This window comes from Sphingomonas sp. (assembly GCF_036269755.1).
Classification (GTDB): Bacteria; Pseudomonadota; Alphaproteobacteria; order Sphingomonadales; family Sphingomonadaceae; genus Sphingomonas.
The window spans coordinates 34,223-52,037 of the sequence record NZ_DATBDV010000001.1 but is presented as its reverse complement, the minus strand read 5'-3'; the positions used below and the strand labels follow the sequence as shown (position 1 = coordinate 52,037).

Genomic DNA, 17,815 nt, shown 5'->3' with positions numbered 1-17,815 from the left:
GCTCAGCACGAACGGGAGGGGGGATGACAGGGATAATGATCAATCGGTGCGAATGGGTCCCCAATTGGGGTCGGAACCGTCGAACGGCGTCGGCAACCGGCGCTCGTTGACCCCGGTCAGGTCGACCGACCACAGATCGGCCACGCCCGATCCGCCCTCGGTCGAGCGGAAGAACATGATCACGCGACCGTTGGGCGACCAACTCGGCGCTTCGTCCTGCCAGCCGTCGGTCAGCATCTTCTCGCCGCCGCCGGAGGGCGACATGATCCCGACATGGAAGCCGCCGCCGATCTTGGTGAAGGCGATCAAGTCGCCGCGCGGACTCCAGGCGGGGGTGGCATAGCGGCCGTTGCCGAAGCTGATGCGCTGCTGGTTCGATCCATCGGCGTTCATCACGTACAGCTGCTGCGCGCCCGACCGATCGCTTTCGAACACGATCTTCGATCCGTCAGGCGAATAGCTGCCGCCGGTGTCGATGCCCGGCGAGCTCGTCAGTTTCTGCCACTGCCCCCCGCCCGAGGGGATGCGGTACAGGTTGGTGCTGCCATTTGTGGCCATCGAAAACAGGATCCACCGCCCGTCGGGCGAGAAGCGCGGCGCGAACGCCAGGCTGACGTCGCTGACGAGCTTGCGCTGCGTGCCCGCCGCGATGTCGTAGACGTAGATCGTCGGTTTCTTGTCGAGGTACGACAGGTACGCGATCTTGCGCTGGTCGCGCGACAGCGTCGGGGTGAGGACGATCGTCTGCCCGTTGGTCAGGAAGCGGCCGTTGAACCCGTCCTGATCCATCAATGCGAGGCGCTTGACTCGGCGCGCCTTGGGCCCGGTTTCGGATACATAGACGACTCGGCTGTCGAAATACGGGCCTTCGCCGGTCAGCTTGGTATAGACCATGTCGGCGCATTTGTGCGCGGCGCGGCGCCATTCAGCGAACGGGACAATATAGCCCTGGCGCGCCATCTCGCGTTGCTGCACGATATCGTAGAGGTAGCAGCCGACCGTCATCGTGCCGTCGCCGTTGGCGCGGACATAGCCCTGAACCAGCGCGGTGGCGCCAGCCGTGCTCCACCCGGCGTAATTCGGCGACGTCGCCTCGGCGAACGGCACCGCGAGCAACTGCCCGGCGGGAAGCGGCTTGAACAGTCCCGAATTCCTAAGGTCGTTGGTGATCACCTGAGCGAGCTGGCGGCCGAGTTCGTCGGTCGAGCCGGCGGGGGTCGAGACGGACTCGGGCGTCGGCAACGGCGGGATGGCGATCCCCATCGGCTGCGAGATGCCGCCGATCACGTCGACGATCGGGTCTTCCGACTGCGGCGCGGCTGGGGCTGGGGCGGGCGCGACTTGCCCGACCGCGGGTACGGCGGCGATCGCCAAGGCGGCGATACTGGTCGACAGGAGGCTGCGTATCATCTTCTTCATCCCGGTAGCCTGAAGCCCAAGGTCACACTGCGCCAGCCGCCCGGCACGTCGTACAGATCGTCCGGAAGCCCGCGGATCGGCTGGCATCCTTTGTCGTTGAACGTCGCGAGCGCGCTTCGCCGCACAAGATCGGCATAGCGTTCGGTATTGTCGTTGAGCCCCTCGATCCGGACGATCTGCGGCGCTGCGGACGGATTGCCGTCGCGCGCGAAGCTGAGGCTCACGATGACTCGGACCTTGTCGATTCCCGGGGTCGGCGGCAGCTTGTGGTTGCGCGCGCAGGGCTGAATCTGCTGGGCGATCTTGCTAGCAATGTCAGCCTTCGCCGCGCCGGTCATCGCGGCCTTGGGCACCGCCGATTGCGACTTGCTCGGGTTGGGGGACAGCCCGCTCATCACGCCGCCGAGCGACGAACCGCGCGGGCGTTGCGCGGCGGCGTTGGCGGTCGCGCCGCTACCCTTGCCGACGATTTTTGCAAGCGTCGAGGATGGCGCCGGGCGCGCGGGGGCCTTGGCGGCTTGCGGCACCGGCGGCGCGACCTTCTTCGGCGGCTGCGGCTTGGCGACTTCGGCGGGCTTGGGCGGCGGCGCCGCCTCGGGCTGCGGCTTGGGCGGCGCGGGCTCGGCGGCCGCAACGCTCGGCGTAGGCGGCGCGGCATCCTCGGGCTTGCCGAGATCCGGCGCCTGGCTCTGCGCGGGCGGCGTGACGGCTTGCGGCGCGCTCGCCTGCAGCCCGACATCGTCGGCGATGGTGACGTCCATCGCGGCGGGCGGCGGCGGTTCCTTGCGCGCGAAGAAGGTCAGCGACAGGAACGCGAACAGCAACAGGTGCGCGACGATCGACAGGCCGATCGCGGGCCACGTCCAGCGCCCGCCCGCGGCGCGCTCGGGCAGCAGGATCGGCCGGGCGGCGATCGCGGTCACCTTTTCTCCTTCGCGTTGGAGACCAAGGCGACCCGGTTGAGCCCGGCGCGGTTGAGCTCGCCCATCACGCTCATCACCTTGCCGTAATCGAGACCGCGGTCGGCGCGGAGGAACACCTGGCGCGGCTTGCCGTCGGGAGTCCTGTCAGCGGCGAGCGCCGCCAGCCGGTCGGGCAGCGCATCCTCGTCGATCGTCTTGTCGTCGAGATAGATCGTACCGTCGCGCTCGATCGCGATCGACACCGGCTTCTGGTCCTGGTCGAGCGACTTCGCGCGGCTGTCGGGGAGGTTGACCGGCACGCCCGCGGTCATCAGCGGCGCGGTGACCATGAAGATGATCAGCAGCACCAGCATCACGTCGACCAACGGCGTAACGTTGATGTCCGCCATCGGCGCGCGCCGGCCCTTGCCACGGGCAGAGGGGAGCGAGGCGGCCACGATCTAACGCTTCGCCTCGAGCTGGCGGCTGAGCGTCGCGTGGAATCCGTCGGCGAAGCGGTTCAAGCGCGCTTCGATCTTGTTCACCGCGTGACCCAGCCGGTTGTACGCGATCACCGCGGGGATCGCGGCGAACAGTCCGATCGCGGTCGCGAACAAAGCCTCGGCGATCCCCGGAGCGACGACGGCGAGACTGGTATTCTGTGCAGCAGCAATGCCGGTGAAGCTCGACATGATCCCCCACACCGTGCCGAACAGCCCGACGAACGGCGCCACCGACCCAACCGTCGCGAGGATGTTGAGCCGGTCGGACAATTTATCGACCTCGTTGGCGACCGCTGATCCCATCGCCGTCGCCAGCCGCTCGCGCACGCCCTCGCGGTCGACGATCCCGCCCGCGGTCGATCGCCGCCATTCGGTGACGCCGGCTGAGAACACGCGCGCGGCGGGCAAGTCGCTGTCGGCGTTGGCCTTGTAGAAGGCATCGATATCGTCGGCCTTCCAGAAATCGTTCTCGAACTTGGCGGTCGCGCGGCGCGTGCCGCCGAGCCGGCGCGACGAGCCGAGGATGATCGCCCAGGTCCAGATGCTAGCGATCAACAGCCCGGCCATCACGATCTGCACCACCACATCGGCGTGGAGCAGCAAAGCGAGCGGCGAGGTCGATCCCGGCGAAAGGTCGAAACTCCAATGCATCAGTTCGTCAGTCCCCTGTTCATTCCGGCTTCCACAACAACTCTCTATACGCCGCCGCCCATTCCGCCGGCTGGCGCCGTGGCCGCCCGTCGGGCGCAACCAACGCCGCCGTTACGTCCGCTTCGGTCAATATGTCCGTACCGCGCATGACTCGCTGATGAATGGCGACCGCCGCCGCGCGCACTTGCGTCAGCCGCGACACCACGATCAGCGCATCGTCGAGCCTGGCCGGGTGATGGTATTTGATCGCGAGTTCGGACACCGCATAGGCGCCGCCGCCGCTCTCCATCACCCCGCGCTGATCCACCCCGACCAGCCGTAGCATGTCCGACCGCGCACGCTCCATGTAGCGCAGATAATTGGCGTGATAGACCACGCCGGACAGGTCGGTGTCCTCGAAGTAGACGCGGACCGGGAAACGGTGCTCGCGTCCGTCGAAGCGGCCTTCGACGGGCTGATCGGTGGCAACGGCGGTCATGGTTAAAGGCTCTAGCGGGCCGGACTCGCGAGGCAAACCCATTTGGTCCCGCATTTTGCCCCTTGCAGCGATGTAACCCGTGGGTTACATGAGTAGTATAGGTTACATCGAAATGAGGGGTACGACATGACCGACAACGACACGGCCGACCGGCTGATGGACAAGCGAGCCCGCATGATGCCGGCGCTCGCGATGATGTTCGTCGCGCAACAGGCGGTCTATTTTACCGGGAGCCGGCTCGACGAGGGCAAGTTGCGCCTCGTCAACTACGTCTCGATCGGCGGGTGGCTGGTGCTGTCGGTCGTCCTCCTGTTCGGGCTGGTGACGGGCGGCACCCTGTTGCGCGACAGGCGCGTCCGTGCGCTGATGAACGACGAGAACACACTGGCCAATCGCGCCCAAGCCTTCCAGTGGGGTTTCCTCTTCACAATGGGCGGGGCGATCCTGCTCTACATTCTGTCGCTGTTCACGCCGGTCGATGCGCGCGCGGCGATCCATGTGCTGACGGCGATCGGCATCGCAGCGGCGCTGTTGCGCTTTGGCATGCTTGAGCGGCGCGCGCTCAAGGGTGGCTGACGCGCTGACCAATACCTTGCGCGACGAACGCGCACGGCTCGGCTGGACTCAGGCCGAGCTGGCCGAGCGCGTCGGCGTCAGCCGAAAGACGATCAACACGGTCGAGAATGGCGTGTTCGTCCCATCGACCATCCTCGCGCTGAAGCTGGCCGCGGCGATCGGCAAGCCGGTCGAGCAATTGTTCGTGCTGGACGAGGCGTAATGGTTAGCTAGAACAGCGCGGCATGACCTCTGCCCTCAAGATTCGCGGCCTTTCCAAGGCGTTCGACAAACCCGTCATCGCGGGGCTCGATCTGGAGATCGCCGCCGGGCAGCTCTACGCGCTGCTCGGCCCTAATGGCGCGGGCAAGACGACGACGTTGCGGATGGTCACCGGGCTCACGCGGCCCGATGCCGGATCGATCGAGATTTTCGGGGTGGATGCGCGGCGCGATCCGCAAGCGGCGAAGGCGATCACCGCGTGGCTGCCCGATGAGCCGATGCTCTACGACAAGTTGAGCCCGATGGAGTATCTCGCCTTCGTCGCGGGGTTGTGGCGGATGGAGCCGCACCACGCTGCGGAGGAAGCCGAGCGGCTGCTGCACTGGCTCGATCTGTGGGACGAGCGCGACACGCGCTGCGAAGGCTTTTCGCGCGGCATGAAGCAGAAGGTCGCGTTGGCCGGTGCGCTGATCCACGACCCGCGACTGCTGATCCTCGACGAGCCGTTGACGGGGCTCGACGCGGCGATGGCGCGCGCGGTCAAGGATGCGCTGCGCGAACAAGTCACGCGCGGCAAGACGGTGATCGTAACGACGCACATCCTCGAGGTCGCCGAGCGGATGGCGGACCGCATCGGCATCATCGGCGGCGGCAAGTTGCTCGCCGAGGGCACGCTCGACGAGCTGCGCGACCGTGCCGGGACCGAAGGCATGACGCTCGAGGACACCTTCATCCGCCTGACGAGCGCCGCCTGATGCAGCTCGCCGCGCCCGGATCGGTGACCTGGCTGGCGCTGCACGAGCTGCGGCTGGCGTGGCGCGGACGAAGCAAGCGGCGCGCCCGCTGGATCGCGCTGGTGCTGCTCGCTGCCTACGTGATCGCGGGCATGGCAACCGCTTATGGCCTGATGGGCGTGCCGCTCACGTTCAATCCGTGGATTGGGGTGATCGTCCTTGCAGGGTCGGTCGCGATACTGTCGTTCATGACTACCCAAGCGATCCTCGGCAGCCAGCAGACGTTGTACGAAAGCCGCGATCTCGACCTGCTGTTCACCGCGCCGATCGATGGGCGCCACGTGCTGCTCGCCAAGCTTGCCGGGATCGCGGGGATCATCGCGCTGACCTATGCGACGTTGCTGCTGCCGATGGCGGTGCCAGTGGCGATATTGGGCCATCCCGGCTTGCTCGGCGTGATCGGATTGCTCGCGTCGCTGGCGATGGCGGCGGCGGCGATCGGGATCGCGATCACCTTGGTGCTGGCGCGGATCGCCGGGCCGCGCGCGGCGCGCACGGTCGGGCAAGTCGCCGCCGCGGTGATGGGCGGCGCGCTGTTCCTGGCCAGCCAATTGTCGCAGCACGGCGGCGCGCGGCGCGGATCGTTCCAGGCGCTGTTCGACTGGTTCCGCGCCCGCGGATACGGCGCGAGCGGATGGAGCAGCGTGCCGGGCCACGCGGCGTTCGGGTATTTGATCCCGCTCGCGGCGATGCTGGGGATCGGCGTGGTGCTGTTCGCCGGCGCCGGCGCGGTGCTGCGGCGGCTTTTCCTGAGCGGATATCAGGACGCGACGATGACGCTCAGCCGCTCGCGCCCGACGGGCAAGGCGTCGGCGCGGCTGTTCCACGCCGGGCTGTTCCGGCCCGTGCTGGCGAAGGAATGGCGGCTGCTGCGCCGCGACCCCGGGCTGTTGTTCCAGGCGCTGCTGCGCATGGTGTACATGGCGCCGCTGGTGCTGTGGGCGTTCCGCGGCGACGGGCATTTGATCGCGCCGGGACTTGCCTTTGGCAGCGTGCTGGTCGCCTCGCAGCTTGCGGGCAGCTTCGCCTGGCTCACCGTGTCGGGAGAGGATTCGCCCGATTTGATCGCAGTCGCGCCGATCCAGAAAGCGCAGGTCGACACCGCCAAGCTCGTCGCCGCCTTGCTGATGACCGCGCCGTTCGCGGCGGTGATCCCAGTCGCGCTTGCGGTCGCTTGCCGTACGCCGTTGGGCGGGCTGATCGCTTTGGTCATGGCGGCGATCGGCGGGAGCATCGCGGGGCTGATCGAATTGAAGCTCGGCAAGCCCGGTCAGCGCGCCAGCTTCGCCAAACGCCGCCGGGGCGGGTTCGTCGCCGGCATATTAGGGCTGATCATCGCGGTGATCTTCGGCGGCGGCGCGGGATTGCTGGTTTTCCTGCTCTCCTAAGCTCCCTTCCCTGGAAGGGAGGGGAATCAGGTATCAAACAACCCGTCCTGGCTCCCCGCCGGCGGGTTGAGCCCGAGATGCTTCCACCCGCTCGCGTTCAAGCACCGCCCGCGCGCCGTGCGGGCGACGAGGCCGAGCTGGATCAGGTAGGGCTCGATCACTTCCTCGATCGTGTCGCGCGGTTCGCTCAGCCCTGCCGCGAGCGTCTCCACCCCGACCGGGCCGCCACGATAGATGTCGGCGATCATCGTTAAATACCGCCGGTCCATCGAGTCGAGCCCGAGGCCGTCGACTTCGAGCCGGTTGAGCGCGGCGTCGGCGGCCGGCGCATCGACCGTCACGTGTCCCGCGACATTGGCGAAATCGCGCACCCGGCGCAGCAGGCGGCCGGCAATGCGGGGCGTGCCGCGCGCGCGCTTGGCGATCTCCTGCGCGCCGTCGGGGGCGACGTGGAGGTCGAGCAGCTTCGCCGCCCGCGCCACCACGCGCTCGAGCTCGTCGACGGTGTAGAAATTGAGCCGCACCGGAATGCCGAAGCGGTCGCGCAACGGCGTGGTGAGCAGCCCCTGCCGCGTGGTCGCGCCGACCAGGGTGAAGCGCGGCAAGTCGATCCGAACGCTTCGCGCCGACGGCCCCTCGCCGATCATCAGGTCGAGCGCGCGGTCCTCCATCGCCGGATAGAGCACTTCCTCAACGGCAGGCTGGAGCCGGTGGATCTCGTCGATGAACAGCACGTCGCCATCCTCGAGGTTGGTCAACAGCGCCGCGAGATCGCCCGACTTGGCGATCACTGGGCCCGAGGTCGCGCGGAACCCCACCCCCATCTCACGCGCGATGATCTGCGCGAGCGTCGTCTTGCCGAGCCCCGGCGGGCCGAAGAACAGCACATGGTCGAGCGCATCGCCCCGAGCTTTGGCGGCGGCGATGAACACCCGCAAATTCTCCCGCGCCGCCTTCTGGCCGACGAACTCGTCGAGCGTCTTGGGACGCAGCGCCGCGTCGACATCGTCGGGCTTGCGCAATGGCGCGAGGAGGCGGTCGTCGCTCACCCCAGCAACCCGCTCAGCACCGCCGGGTGGAATCCCCATCCCAAGAACCCGCACAGCCCCATGAACACTCCGAACGCACCGAACGCCCATGCCACGGCGAGCAGCCAGCCGGCCTCGGCGAGCGCGGCCACCGCAGCGACCGAGATCGCGGTCGAGATCGCCGCGTCGCTGGCGTCGAACTGGTCGTCGTGGACGTTGAGCGCGTCGTACGCGTCCGATTGTGCCTTGGCATCCGCCGCCAGCTTGGGCGCCTCGGCCTTGTATTTGGCGATATCGCGGTCGTACTCCGCGAGCACCGGCGCGGCCTTGGCGGGATCGGCGGCGAGCAACGCGATCTCGGTCCGGGTCGCTTCCGCGATGTGCAGCTTGGTGCGCGACGCCTGATACTCGTTCCACTGATCGACCGACGAGGCCTGCGCCGCTTGCATCCCCTGGACGATGTTGCCGTCCTTGATTCCGCTGACGCCCATGAACACCGAGAGCACGACCACGGTGATCGCGACGAGGCGATTGAGGCGCTTGTCCTTGGCCTCGGCGCTGACCTCGACTTCCATCTATCCTGTCCTCGCTTGGTGACACGCGCTCATGCGTAGTGATCGATGCCGTCGCCGACGATCTCGACCCAGGCGTGCTTACGATCTTCGTAGACCGAATAGATCGGCGGCGGAAAACTAGGATCGGCGAACGCGCCGACGGCTACCGCGACCAGACCGGGCATGTCGATGTTGCGATAGAACACGGTCGAACCGCAGTCGGGGCAGAAATCGAACGCCGCCCCGCCGCCCTCGTCCCCGACCCGCGGCCATTGTTTCGATTGCCCGGTGATCGTCACGCGATCTTCGGGGAAGCGCGCCTGCGCCGCGAACGAACTGCCCGAGCGGCGCTGGCAGTCGAGGCAATGGCAGACGGAGACGCGCACAGGGTCGCCCGCGCATTCGATCGCGAGTTGGCCGCAAGCGCAGCTGGCGGTGCGAGGTTGGTTCGGAAACCGGCTTGAATCCGTCATTGTCTACCGGCCGCGGCTTTGACTTGAGGATCAACGATATACGATCGCCAGTCCTTTGGCTCTCGCCATTTGGGAAACACCGCATTCACCCACATGGCGCGAAAATAGGTCCCCTCTGACCCTTCTTCGTAAACACCAACGACGTAGGCCGGCTCATCGAGCACCCCTAAATCATATAGGTCGCAAGGGCGCGCATTGTCCTTCGGCTCAATCCTGATTCGAACGCGCTGGGCGTCTCGTACGCCATCCGCCGGCCCCAAGACGTCCACTAAGATCGCCGAGCCTTCATCCGCCGTGGCAGGCGCCCGCACATGTAAGACGATTAAACCGGCCGGGAGCGTTAGGGGTCGCACCGGAAAAAAGATCTGACGTCGCCCTGTTGATTCAGTACACGCATTGGCCGCAGAAGGGGTGACTATCGAAGCGACGGCTAGCCCAATGATACCTGCGCGCAACCACCTCACTTCGCCGCCTTCCTCAACGCCAGCCGCACCAGCGCATCCAACCCCGCGCCGGCGCCAAGCTCCTCCTCCGCCTCGCCCACCGCGGCACTCGCCTCCGCGGGCCGAAACCCCAGGTTAAGCAGCGCCGACACCGCGTCCGATGCCGCGCCGCTCGCCGCCGAAACCGGGGTGATGCCGCCCGGGATCACCCCGCCGGCCTTGTCCTTCAATTCGCGGACGATGCGCTCGGCGAGCTTTGGTCCGACGCCGTTGGCGCGGCCGATCATCGCCTTGTCCTGCGCCCCGATCGCCCGCGCGAGATCGATCGGCTCGAGCACCGACAGGATCGCCAGCGCCACGCGCGCGCCGACGCCCTGCACACCCGTCAGCAAACGGAACCAGTCGCGTTCGTCGGGCCGCGCGAAGCCGACCAGCCGGATCGAATCCTCCGCCACCAGCATCTCGGTGAAGAGCGTCGCCGCCTCCCCCACCGGCCCGATCGCCGCCAGCGTCTTGGCCGACGCGCCGACCAGATAGCCGACCCCGCCGACGTCGATCACCGCATGATCGGTCCCGGTCGCTTCGAGCCGGCCTTTGAGGTGGGCGATCACCGGGCGCGACTGAGCAAATCGGGCTGGCTCCGCCGCGAATGTTCCCGAATGTTCGCACTGGCCATGGGGGCGGGATCGAACCGCCGGGACGCATCGGCTCGCATTGTGTGGCGATCTCGAACGGGGGAGGCAGACAGCGCGCGCATTGTGCGGAACCTAACAGGAACGCCCCCGTGTAGGAAAGCGAATTTAGCCGAGCCGCCGCGCCGACGCCAAGTGATGCGCGTGGCAGATCGCCACCGCGAGTGCGTCCGCCGCATCAGAACCGGCGATCTTGGCGCCGGGGAGCAGCCGGGCGACCATGGCGTGGACCTGCGGCTTCTCCGCATTGCCCACCCCGACCACCGCCTTCTTGACCAGCCGCGCGGCATATTCGCCGGGCTCGATCCCGGCGCGGGCGACCGCGAGCAGCACGACGCCGCGCGCTTGGCCCAGCTTGAGCGTCGATTGCGGGTTGGTGTTGACGAACACTTCCTCGACCGCGGCGGCGTCGGGGGCGTGATCGGCGATCAGCGCGGCGAGCTGGCTGTCGAGGTGCGCCAGCCGGCGCGCGAGGCTCTCCTTCGCGTCGGTCTTCAGCTGCCCGTTGGCGAGGTGCGATAACCGGTTGCCCTCGGCTCGGATCAGCCCCCAGCCGGTCGTGCCGAGCCCGGGGTCGAGGCCGAGGACGATCATGACTCCCCTCCCGCTTGCGGGTGGGGCCGGGGGTGGGCCGGAGAGGAGTCGGCGTTGAACACGCCCACCCCTAACCCCTCCCGCAAGCGGGAGGGGAACAGGATCAACCCAGTTTCTCCATCACCGCGTCGGGCACTTCGTAATTGCCCCACACCGTCTGGACATCGTCGTCGTCGTCGAGCGCGTCGATCAGCTTGAACAAGGTCCCCGCATCGCTTTCGCCGACCTCGACCATCACCTGCGGGCGCCACGCGAGCTTCGCGCCTTCGGCATCCCCCAGCACCGGCTCAAGCGCGCGGGCGACTTCGTGCAGGCTGCCCTGCTCGGTCCAGATTTCGTGGCCGTCCTCGCTCGACGACACGTCTTCGGCCCCCGCCTCGAGCGCAGCTTCGAACACCGTGTCGGCGTCGCCCGCCTTGGCCGGATAGGTGATCAGCCCCATCCGGTCGAAGGCATGGCTGACCGAGCCTGGCGCGCCGAGATTGCCGCCGTTCTTCGACACCGCGGTGCGCACGTTGGTGACGGTGCGGTTGCGGTTGTCGGTCAGCGCCTCGATGATCAGCGACACACCGCCGGGGCCGAACCCTTCGTAGCGGATTTCCTCGTAATTCTCGGCGTCGCCCTTGGTCGCCTTGTCGATCGAGCGCTGGATATTGTCCTTGGGCATCGACTGCGCCTTGGCAGCGTTGACCGCGGCGCGCAGCCGCGGGTTCATGTCGGGATCGGGCAAGCCCATCTTGGCCGCGACGGTGATTTCGCGGCTGAGCTTGGAGAACATGCCCGAGCGCTTCTTGTCCTGCGCGCCCTTGCGGTACATGATGTTCTTGTATTTCGAATGGCCGGCCATTGGGTCCTCATTGGCGTGTTGCCGCGTCTCTAGATCAGCCGCAGCGGAGGGTCAAAGCGCCTCGCCACAGGCAAAACCGCTCGCCCACGCCCATTGGAAATTATACCCGCCGAGCCAGCCGGTGACGTCGACCCCTTCGCCGATGAAGTGGAGACCGGAGACCGCCTTCGCCTCCATCGTCTTTTGCGACAAAGCGTCGGTCGATAGGCCGCCGATCGTGACTTCGGCCTTGGCGAAGCCTTCGCTGCCGTTGGGGTGGAACGTCCAGGCAGCGAGGCGCTGCTCGGCGGTCGCGAGCGCCTTGTCGGGCAAATCGGCAAGGTTGCCGGGCAGCGCGATCCGCTCGGCCAGTGCCTCGGCGAGGCGGTCGGGGAGCGATTGGCCGAGCGTCGAGCGCAACGTCGCCTTGGGCCGTGCGCGCTTTTCGGCGGTCAGCCAGCCGGACGCGCGGTCGGGCAGGAAGTCGATTTCGACCGGCTCGCCACTCCGCCAATAGGACGAGACCTGCAGGATCGCCGGCCCCGAAAGCCCGCGATGCGTGAACAATGCGGCCTCGCGAAAACGCCCCGTCGCCGCGCTCGCGACGACTTCGGTCGCGACACCCGACAACTCGCGGAACAGCGTCTCGTCGCCGCCGAGCGTCAGCGGCACCAGCGCGGGGCGCGGCTCGACCACCTTGAGCCCGAAACGCCGCGCGACATCGTAGGCGAACCCGGTCGCGCCCATCTTGGGGATCGACGGCCCGCCGGTCGCGATGACCAGCCTCGGCGCGGTGACGGTGCGGCCGCCGAGCGTCACGCGGAATTGCCCGTCGGCATGGTCGATCGCGGTCGCGGCGCGGCTCAGGCTGAGCTCGACTCCGCCGGCGTCGCATTCCGCCAGCAGCATCGCGACGATCTGCCGCGCGGACCCGTCGCAGAACAATTGCCCCAGCGTCTTTTCGTGCCAGGCGATGCCGTAGCGGTCGACCAGCGCGATGAAATCCGCCGGCGTGTACCGCGCCAGCGCCGAGCGCGCGAAATGCGGGTTGACCGACAGGTAGTTGGCGGAGCCTGCGCGCAAATTGGTGAAGTTGCACCGCCCGCCACCCGAGATCAGGATCTTCTTGCCCGGCGCATCGGCATGGTCGGCGAGCAGCACGCGCCGCCCGCGCTGTCCCGCCACTGCCGCCGCCATCATCCCCGCCGCGCCCGCGCCGAGGATGATCGCGTCGTAGGTATGGGCGCGGGCCATTGCCTACTTACGCTTCCCCGACGAAGGCCGGGGTCCAGTTGGGAGACGGACGCGACGGAACGGGTCGTTCGATAACGGACCGCTCGCGACTGGGCCCCGGCTTTCGCCGGGGAAGCGCGTTAACTTCAGATCCCGGTAGATCAGGCGAGACCCAGCGCGGCTTTATAGGTGTCGAGCAGCGCCTCCGCCTCGTCGCGGTGGTGCTTTTCCATCCGCCGCAGCCGCACGATCGCGCGCATCGTCTTGGTGTCGTAGCCGTTCGATTTCGATTCGGCGTAGACGTCGCGGATGTCGTCGGCGATGGCCTTCTTCTCCTCCTCCAGCCGCTCGATGCGTTCGATGAACAGGCGGAGCTGGTCGGCGGCGATCACGTCGCTCATAATATATCCTTGGGTTAAATCGATTGAAACGCGCGCGATGCCCTAGCGCCGAGCGCCCGATTCGGGAATGCCGGTATGAACGAAAATCGACCCATGCCAGAACCGCAAGTAGCGTGGAAATCAAGCGCCAAAAGAAAGCTCGTCCCCGACAAGATCGTCTTGCCTTCAGATTGTATCGGCGTACATTCGGCTCAGAATTATGGGCGGACCGGGCATGAAGAGAATTCGAAATACTCTGTTGATCGGCGTGCTGTTGTCGCAGGGCGGCTGCGCCAGTCATCTGATCAGTTCGGCACGACCGGATGGCACCTGCCTAGCGGGCATGCCCTGCCGGGTGTCCGACGTGTCGATTGCCGGGCGCGCTGGGTTGTCGAGCCACGGCTCCAGCGGATACGTGACGCGAGAAGAATGCGGCAATGAAGGCCTGACCCGGGTCGAGGTTCGCCGCAATCTCGGGCAGGGCTTGGTCACGGTGTTGACGCTGGGCATCGTGTCGCCCGTTACGATCTATTTCTATTGTGCCAAGCCAGCGCCCCCACCCGAGGCTGCGCCCGATCCCAACAAGCTGTAAGCACGGGAGCGCGCGACGTGGCGGACGATCAAACAATGGTGAAGCGGGTCAGCGGCCCGGGGCAGTGGACGAACTGGCACGAAACGGTGTCGGGGCCGATCAAGGGCATCGACAAGATCAGCTACCCGTCCGACAATCCGCCTTACGGCGCCGACGCGATCAACCGCTGCACGGCGCAATTGCAGCGCGCCATCGCCGCGGCCAAGGCGGCGGGCGAGCCCTATCGCGCTGTCGGCCGCGGCTGGTCGCTGTCCGATGCGCCCTATGTTGACGGTCTGCTGCTCGACAATTCACTGCTGATCGGACGCAAGCGCTTGCGGGCCGACCAGGTCGACCCGGACTATCGCGGCTCCGCGCAGGCTCGCGACGGGCTCTGCCTGATCCAGAGCGGGACCTACGTCTCCGAGCTCAACGCCTGGCTTGAAAGCGATCCGATCGGCCTGTCGTTGCGCACCAGCGGCGCGGCGAACGGGCAGACCATCGCCGGCGCGATGTCGACCGGAATTCACGGATCGGCGCTGGATGTCGGCGCGTTCCACGATCATGTCGTCGCGATTCACCTGCTCGCCGGTCCCGCGCGGCAAGTGTGGCTCGAGCGTGCCGGCTATCCCGTGCTCAAGCCGACGATGGCGCAATCGCTCGGAGCCGAACTGATCCGGGACGACGACATGTTCAACGCGGTACTGGTCGGCCTCGGTGCGTTCGGCGTGATCCACAATGTCGTGATCGAGGCGCGGCCGCGCTTCACGCTGCGCGCGTATAACTACGGCACGGACCGCAATGGGCAGCGCCTGACCCTCAATCCCGCGGTGCGGCAACGGATCAAGGAACTCGATTTTGCCGCAAGCCCCGAACTGAATCCGGTAGGAGAAAACGGCCGGCCCTACTTCTTTCAGCCCATCATCAATCCCAACGTCAATCCGCCCGATGTCCTGATAACCCAGATGTACGAGCAACCCTGGCCCGCTGGCTACCGACCGGATTACCGCACCCGGCAGGATGGGTTCGGACCGGGGTTCGATTTCATTTCGGTGGCCGGGCGCGCGCTCGACCTGTTCCGCAACCTCGTCCCGCTGTTCGCCAATCTGGTGAGCCAGCAAATGTTCAAGCTGGGCTTGACGACGGGCAGTTGGGGCGAAATCTTCGGCTACAAGACCATGCGCACCAAAGTCGCGAGCGGCAGCGTTGCGGTACCCGCGGCGCGCGTGCTCGACGCGCTCGACGCGCTGATCGCGCTCAACAAGGAGATTGGGCCGGTCCCGCTGGTGTTCGGGTGCCGCTATCAGCGCAAGTCGCCGGCGCTGCTCGCGATCAACCGTTGGGATCCGACTGCGGTGATCAGCATCGACGGGATTTACAACCCAAGCTCGCTGAAATTTCTTGACGCGGTGCCGGCACGCATGGAGGCCAAGGGCATTCCCTTCGCGCAGCATTGGGGCAAGATCAACGGCTATACGCCCGCTCGCGTCGAGGCGGCCTTCGGCCAAGATCGGGACAAATGGCTAGCGGCTCGCCATGCGTTGCTGCCCGACCCGGTGGACCGCGTGCTGTTCGAAAACGATTTCGTCCGCCGCGCCGGTCTGGCCGGCTGAAAGGCGGTCAGCCCGCGTTCTTCGCGACGCTCTGCGCCATCCGGGCGAGCTGCTCGGAGGTGGCTTCGCTCTGGAAGCGGACCTTCCATTCGGCTGCGGGCATGCCGTGAATCATTTCGCGCGCGGCGGCCTTGTCGAGCGGGGCGCCGGCCTCGATCAGCCAATCGGCGAGGCAATTGCGGCAGAATCCCGCGAGACCCATCAGGTCGACGTTCTGCGCATCACTGCGATGGCGCAAATGGCGCACCAGCCGGCGGAATGCCGCGGCCGCCACCGCGTCGTCGATTGTGTCGAGCCTGTCCATACGAATGCTCCAAGGTTGATCGCGTCGAGATAGCGATTAGAGCCTGCCCGCGACAAGCGAGAGGAACGCATGACCAAGTCGACCAGCCCCCGCTCGCGCAAGGTCCGCGTGCTCGCGACGCTGGGCCCGGCGAGCAACACGCCCGAAATGATCGGTAGATTGTTCGAAGCCGGCGCCGACGCCTTTCGAGTTAATATGAGCCATGGCGACCAGGCATCGAAAGTCGCGGTGATCGAGGCGATCCGGGGGCTGGAGAAGCGTTATGGCCGGCCGACGACGATCCTCGCCGATCTACAGGGGCCCAAACTGCGGGTCGGCAAATTCGCGGGCGGCAAGGTCGAGTTGAAGACTGGCACCCAATTCACGTTCGACCGCGATACCGCGCCCGGCGATGCCACTCGGGTCGAGCTGCCGCACAAGGAAATTTTCGCAGCGGTCGAGGGCGGCGCGCGGCTGCTGCTCGACGACGGCAAGCTGGTGCTGCGTGTGGTCGAGCATGACCCCGACCGCATCGTCACCAAGGTGGAGGTCGGCGGGCCGCTGTCGAACAATAAAGGCCTCAACGTCCCCGACGTGGTCGTGCCGATGGCGGCGCTGACCGAAAAGGACCGCAGCGACCTGGCGTTCGCGGTCGACCAGGGGGTCGACTGGATCGCGCTGTCGTTCGTACAACGCCCCGAGGATCTGTGGGAAGCGCGCAAGCTGATCGGCGGCAAGGCCGCGTTGCTCGCTAAGATCGAAAAGCCTGCGGCGATCGAGCGGCTCGAGGAGATCGTCGAGGCGTGCGACGGCGTGATGGTCGCGCGCGGCGATCTCGGCGTCGAATTGCCCCCGCAGGACGTGCCGCCGCTGCAGAAACGCATCGTCGAAGCCGCGCGGCGCCAGGGCAAGCCGGTGGTGGTCGCGACGCAAATGCTCGAATCGATGATCGAGAGCCCGTCGCCGACGCGCGCCGAAGTGTCCGACGTGGCGACTGCGATCTATGACGGCGCCGACGCGATCATGCTGTCCGCCGAAAGCGCCGCGGGCAAATGGCCGGTCGAATCGGTCGCGATGATGAATGCGATCGGCGAGGCAGTCGAGCGCGATCCGGCGCACGGCGACCGAATCCACTTCACCGTGATCCGGTCCGACCCGACCACCGCCGACGCGCTGTCCGAAGCGGCGAAGAACATTACGCGCACGGTCGATGCCGCGGCGATCGTCTGCTTCACCTCGTCGGGATCGACCGCGCGCCGCATCGCGCGCGAACGCCCGTCGGTGCCGCTGATGGTGCTGACGCCCAAGATGGAGACCGCGCGGCGATCGGGACTGCTTTGGGGCGCCTATGCCGTCCACACCCGCGACGTCGATTCGTTCGAGGACATGGTCGCCAAGGCCAAGCGCATGGTGCTGCGCCACAAGCTCGCCGCGGCTGGGGACCGCGTGATCGTGATGGCCGGCGTGCCGTTCAGGACCCCGGGATCGACCAACGTGCTGCATGTGGTGCGGATCGTGGGGGACGAGTTGAAGGGTTATAGCTGAAGCGCCAGGGGGTGGTTCGACATCGCGCGGTCACGCGTCAGGAGGCGGGCGCCCAACCGCTGCGCGTGGATCAGCAGCATTTCATCGAACGGGTCGCGATGCTGGGTCGCGACCTCCAGAGAAACGGCGCAATCGGCAGCCGATAGCGGCATCACGGGGATGCCCGCATCCTCCGCGAACGTGAGTGCCGCCATTGGATCGGCTGTGGCTTCGATTCGGCCCGGGCGACCTTGCTTGGTCCATTTGATGCGTAATTCCCAAATCGACGCCGCCGACGCCAATATCTCGTTATCGCCGTCCTGGATCTTGGTCAGCTCCGCGGGGCGCAGGTTGCTGCCCCCCGCGGCCAGCCAAACGAGGAAATGCGTATCGAGCAGAATCCTCAAGGTCGATACGGCTCCCAATCGTCATCCAGACCCAACACCGCGCGACTGAATGCGGGGTCGTCGAATTCGGGCGGCCACAATTCTTCCGGAGTATATTTGTCGAGCCCGGATTTCTTGCTCGCTGCGCGGAGCTTTTCCCAATCGAGGCCGCCTTTCTTCGGCGGCGGCCCGAGCTCGGCAACAGCCTTGCCGTTCCTGGTGATCGTGACTCGCTCGCCATTCTCGACCGCGGTCAAGGCGGCGGCGAATTGCGCGCGGGCTTCGCGGACGGACATCTTCATC

23 protein-coding genes are annotated in these 17,815 nt (G+C 66.7%); 7 read left to right on the top strand and 16 right to left on the bottom strand.

Going from position 1 to position 17,815, the window contains the following annotated elements; all coding sequences use genetic code 11:
• Positions 1 to 39: 39 nt before the first annotated feature.
• The 5 genes from tolB to ybgC are packed head-to-tail and all read right to left on the bottom strand — an operon-like array spanning position 40 to position 3,953.
• Positions 40 to 1,407 carry a Tol-Pal system beta propeller repeat protein TolB gene (tolB, locus tag VH326_RS00255; RefSeq protein ID WP_329629886.1) on the bottom strand — a complete coding sequence of 456 codons (1,368 nt, stop codon included), beginning with the start codon at positions 1,405 to 1,407 and terminating at the stop codon, positions 40 to 42.
• Positions 1,408 to 1,415: 8 nt separating this feature from the next.
• Complete coding sequence (locus VH326_RS00250; RefSeq protein ID WP_329629785.1) at positions 1,416 to 2,342, bottom strand: cell envelope biogenesis protein TolA; 927 nt, start codon at positions 2,340 to 2,342, stop codon at positions 1,416 to 1,418.
• Positions 2,339 to 2,779 carry a protein TolR gene (gene tolR / locus VH326_RS00245; protein WP_329629784.1) on the bottom strand — a complete coding sequence of 147 codons (441 nt, stop codon included), beginning with the start codon at positions 2,777 to 2,779 and terminating at the stop codon, positions 2,339 to 2,341. Before tolR ends, VH326_RS00250 begins: the two co-directional genes overlap by 4 nt.
• A 3-nt stretch (positions 2,780 to 2,782) precedes the next feature.
• Positions 2,783 to 3,475 (bottom strand): protein TolQ, encoded by a 693-nt coding sequence (tolQ, locus tag VH326_RS00240; protein ID WP_329629783.1) that lies wholly within the window; start codon positions 3,473 to 3,475, stop codon positions 2,783 to 2,785.
• 19 nt (positions 3,476 to 3,494) lie between these two features.
• The gene (ybgC, locus tag VH326_RS00235) at positions 3,495 to 3,953 is read right to left on the bottom strand and encodes a tol-pal system-associated acyl-CoA thioesterase (RefSeq protein ID WP_329629782.1); all 459 of its coding nucleotides are present in this window, start codon (positions 3,951 to 3,953) and stop codon (positions 3,495 to 3,497) included.
• A 126-nt stretch (positions 3,954 to 4,079) separates the two neighbouring features.
• Here ybgC and VH326_RS00230 point away from each other — a divergent pair, with 126 nt between their 5' ends.
• From VH326_RS00230 to VH326_RS00215, 4 genes are read left to right on the top strand one after another with little or no spacing between them, the layout of a single operon-like run.
• The gene (locus tag VH326_RS00230) at positions 4,080 to 4,529 is read left to right on the top strand and encodes a hypothetical protein (protein WP_329629781.1); all 450 of its coding nucleotides are present in this window, start codon (positions 4,080 to 4,082) and stop codon (positions 4,527 to 4,529) included.
• On the top strand, positions 4,522 to 4,731 hold the full coding sequence (locus tag VH326_RS00225; protein ID WP_329629780.1) for a helix-turn-helix transcriptional regulator: 210 nt from the start codon (positions 4,522 to 4,524) through the stop codon (positions 4,729 to 4,731). The genes VH326_RS00230 and VH326_RS00225 overlap by 8 nt, the downstream gene beginning before the upstream one ends.
• Before the next feature lie 22 nt (positions 4,732 to 4,753).
• Positions 4,754 to 5,485, top strand: a complete 732-nt coding sequence (locus VH326_RS00220) for an ABC transporter ATP-binding protein (protein ID WP_329629779.1) — start codon at positions 4,754 to 4,756, stop codon at positions 5,483 to 5,485.
• Positions 5,485 to 6,912: a hypothetical protein gene (locus VH326_RS00215; RefSeq protein WP_329629778.1), complete on the top strand. Its 1,428-nt coding sequence runs from the start codon at positions 5,485 to 5,487 to the stop codon at positions 6,910 to 6,912. Before VH326_RS00220 ends, VH326_RS00215 begins: the two co-directional genes overlap by 1 nt.
• Before the next feature lie 26 nt (positions 6,913 to 6,938).
• Here the strand turns inward: VH326_RS00215 and ruvB are convergent, their stop codons facing one another.
• The 8 genes from ruvB to VH326_RS00175 form a co-directional block, all read right to left on the bottom strand.
• A complete protein-coding gene (gene ruvB / locus VH326_RS00210; RefSeq protein WP_329629777.1) occupies positions 6,939 to 7,961 on the bottom strand; it encodes a Holliday junction branch migration DNA helicase RuvB in 1,023 nt (340 codons plus the stop codon).
• Complete coding sequence (locus tag VH326_RS00205) at positions 7,958 to 8,515, bottom strand: DUF4337 domain-containing protein (protein ID WP_329629776.1); 558 nt, start codon at positions 8,513 to 8,515, stop codon at positions 7,958 to 7,960. Before VH326_RS00205 ends, ruvB begins: the two co-directional genes overlap by 4 nt.
• A 29-nt stretch (positions 8,516 to 8,544) precedes the next feature.
• On the bottom strand, positions 8,545 to 8,880 hold the full coding sequence (locus tag VH326_RS00200; protein WP_329629775.1) for a GFA family protein: 336 nt from the start codon (positions 8,878 to 8,880) through the stop codon (positions 8,545 to 8,547).
• Between the two features lie 547 nt (positions 8,881 to 9,427).
• Entirely contained in the window at positions 9,428 to 10,021 is a 594-nt protein-coding gene (gene ruvA / locus VH326_RS00195) for a Holliday junction branch migration protein RuvA (RefSeq protein WP_329629774.1), read from the bottom strand.
• 189 nt (positions 10,022 to 10,210) lie between these two features.
• A complete protein-coding gene (ruvC, locus tag VH326_RS00190; protein ID WP_329629773.1) occupies positions 10,211 to 10,696 on the bottom strand; it encodes a crossover junction endodeoxyribonuclease RuvC in 486 nt (161 codons plus the stop codon).
• A gap of 103 nt (positions 10,697 to 10,799) precedes the next feature.
• Positions 10,800 to 11,543: a YebC/PmpR family DNA-binding transcriptional regulator gene (locus VH326_RS00185; protein WP_329629772.1), complete on the bottom strand. Its 744-nt coding sequence runs from the start codon at positions 11,541 to 11,543 to the stop codon at positions 10,800 to 10,802.
• Positions 11,544 to 11,594: 51 nt separating this feature from the next.
• A complete protein-coding gene (locus VH326_RS00180; protein WP_329629771.1) occupies positions 11,595 to 12,776 on the bottom strand; it encodes an NAD(P)/FAD-dependent oxidoreductase in 1,182 nt (393 codons plus the stop codon).
• 140 nt (positions 12,777 to 12,916) lie between these two features.
• On the bottom strand, positions 12,917 to 13,156 hold the full coding sequence (locus VH326_RS00175; RefSeq protein WP_329629770.1) for a DUF2312 domain-containing protein: 240 nt from the start codon (positions 13,154 to 13,156) through the stop codon (positions 12,917 to 12,919).
• A gap of 214 nt (positions 13,157 to 13,370) precedes the next feature.
• Between VH326_RS00175 and VH326_RS00170 the strand changes: the two genes are divergently transcribed.
• Both VH326_RS00170 and VH326_RS00165 read left to right on the top strand, forming a co-directional pair.
• Complete coding sequence (locus VH326_RS00170; protein ID WP_329629769.1) at positions 13,371 to 13,727, top strand: hypothetical protein; 357 nt, start codon at positions 13,371 to 13,373, stop codon at positions 13,725 to 13,727.
• A 17-nt stretch (positions 13,728 to 13,744) separates the two neighbouring features.
• Entirely contained in the window at positions 13,745 to 15,319 is a 1,575-nt protein-coding gene (locus VH326_RS00165; RefSeq protein ID WP_329629768.1) for an FAD-binding protein, read from the top strand.
• A 7-nt stretch (positions 15,320 to 15,326) separates the two neighbouring features.
• On the opposite strand, the gene VH326_RS00160 is transcribed toward VH326_RS00165, so the two are convergent.
• The gene (locus VH326_RS00160; RefSeq protein WP_329629767.1) at positions 15,327 to 15,623 is read right to left on the bottom strand and encodes a DUF1244 domain-containing protein; all 297 of its coding nucleotides are present in this window, start codon (positions 15,621 to 15,623) and stop codon (positions 15,327 to 15,329) included.
• A gap of 69 nt (positions 15,624 to 15,692) precedes the next feature.
• Here VH326_RS00160 and pyk point away from each other — a divergent pair, with 69 nt between their 5' ends.
• On the top strand, positions 15,693 to 17,147 hold the full coding sequence (gene pyk, locus VH326_RS00155) for a pyruvate kinase (protein WP_329629766.1): 1,455 nt from the start codon (positions 15,693 to 15,695) through the stop codon (positions 17,145 to 17,147).
• On the opposite strand, the gene VH326_RS00150 is transcribed toward pyk, so the two are convergent.
• On the bottom strand, positions 17,138 to 17,533 hold the full coding sequence (locus VH326_RS00150) for a type II toxin-antitoxin system VapC family toxin (RefSeq protein WP_329629765.1): 396 nt from the start codon (positions 17,531 to 17,533) through the stop codon (positions 17,138 to 17,140). The genes pyk and VH326_RS00150 overlap by 10 nt on opposite strands.
• Positions 17,530 to 17,814, bottom strand: a complete 285-nt coding sequence (locus VH326_RS00145) for a type II toxin-antitoxin system Phd/YefM family antitoxin (protein ID WP_329629764.1) — start codon at positions 17,812 to 17,814, stop codon at positions 17,530 to 17,532. Before VH326_RS00145 ends, VH326_RS00150 begins: the two co-directional genes overlap by 4 nt.
• Position 17,815: the final 1 nt, after the last annotated feature.

Excerpts from the sequence above, each read along its gene's own strand:
- VH326_RS00220 (WP_329629779.1), top strand. The coding sequence starts at position 4,754 with ATGACCTCTGCCCTCAAGATTCGCGGCCTTTCCAAGGCGTTCGACAAA.
- VH326_RS00205 (WP_329629776.1), bottom strand. The coding sequence starts at position 8,515 with ATGGAAGTCGAGGTCAGCGCCGAGGCCAAGGACAAGCGCCTCAATCGC.
- ybgC (WP_329629782.1), bottom strand. The coding sequence starts at position 3,953 with ATGACCGCCGTTGCCACCGATCAGCCCGTCGAAGGCCGCTTCGACGGA.
- VH326_RS00160 (WP_329629767.1), bottom strand. The coding sequence starts at position 15,623 with ATGGACAGGCTCGACACAATCGACGACGCGGTGGCGGCCGCGGCATTC.
- VH326_RS00230 (WP_329629781.1), top strand. The coding sequence starts at position 4,080 with ATGACCGACAACGACACGGCCGACCGGCTGATGGACAAGCGAGCCCGC.
- ruvC (WP_329629773.1), bottom strand. The coding sequence starts at position 10,696 with ATGATCGTCCTCGGCCTCGACCCCGGGCTCGGCACGACCGGCTGGGGG.
- VH326_RS00170 (WP_329629769.1), top strand. The coding sequence starts at position 13,371 with ATGAAGAGAATTCGAAATACTCTGTTGATCGGCGTGCTGTTGTCGCAG.
- pyk (WP_329629766.1), top strand. The coding sequence starts at position 15,693 with ATGACCAAGTCGACCAGCCCCCGCTCGCGCAAGGTCCGCGTGCTCGCG.
- VH326_RS00175 (WP_329629770.1), bottom strand. The coding sequence starts at position 13,156 with ATGAGCGACGTGATCGCCGCCGACCAGCTCCGCCTGTTCATCGAACGC.
- tolQ (WP_329629783.1), bottom strand. The coding sequence starts at position 3,475 with ATGCATTGGAGTTTCGACCTTTCGCCGGGATCGACCTCGCCGCTCGCT.
- VH326_RS00185 (WP_329629772.1), bottom strand. The coding sequence starts at position 11,543 with ATGGCCGGCCATTCGAAATACAAGAACATCATGTACCGCAAGGGCGCG.
- VH326_RS00215 (WP_329629778.1), top strand. The coding sequence starts at position 5,485 with ATGCAGCTCGCCGCGCCCGGATCGGTGACCTGGCTGGCGCTGCACGAG.
- VH326_RS00145 (WP_329629764.1), bottom strand. The coding sequence starts at position 17,814 with ATGAAGATGTCCGTCCGCGAAGCCCGCGCGCAATTCGCCGCCGCCTTG.
- VH326_RS00180 (WP_329629771.1), bottom strand. The coding sequence starts at position 12,776 with ATGGCCCGCGCCCATACCTACGACGCGATCATCCTCGGCGCGGGCGCG.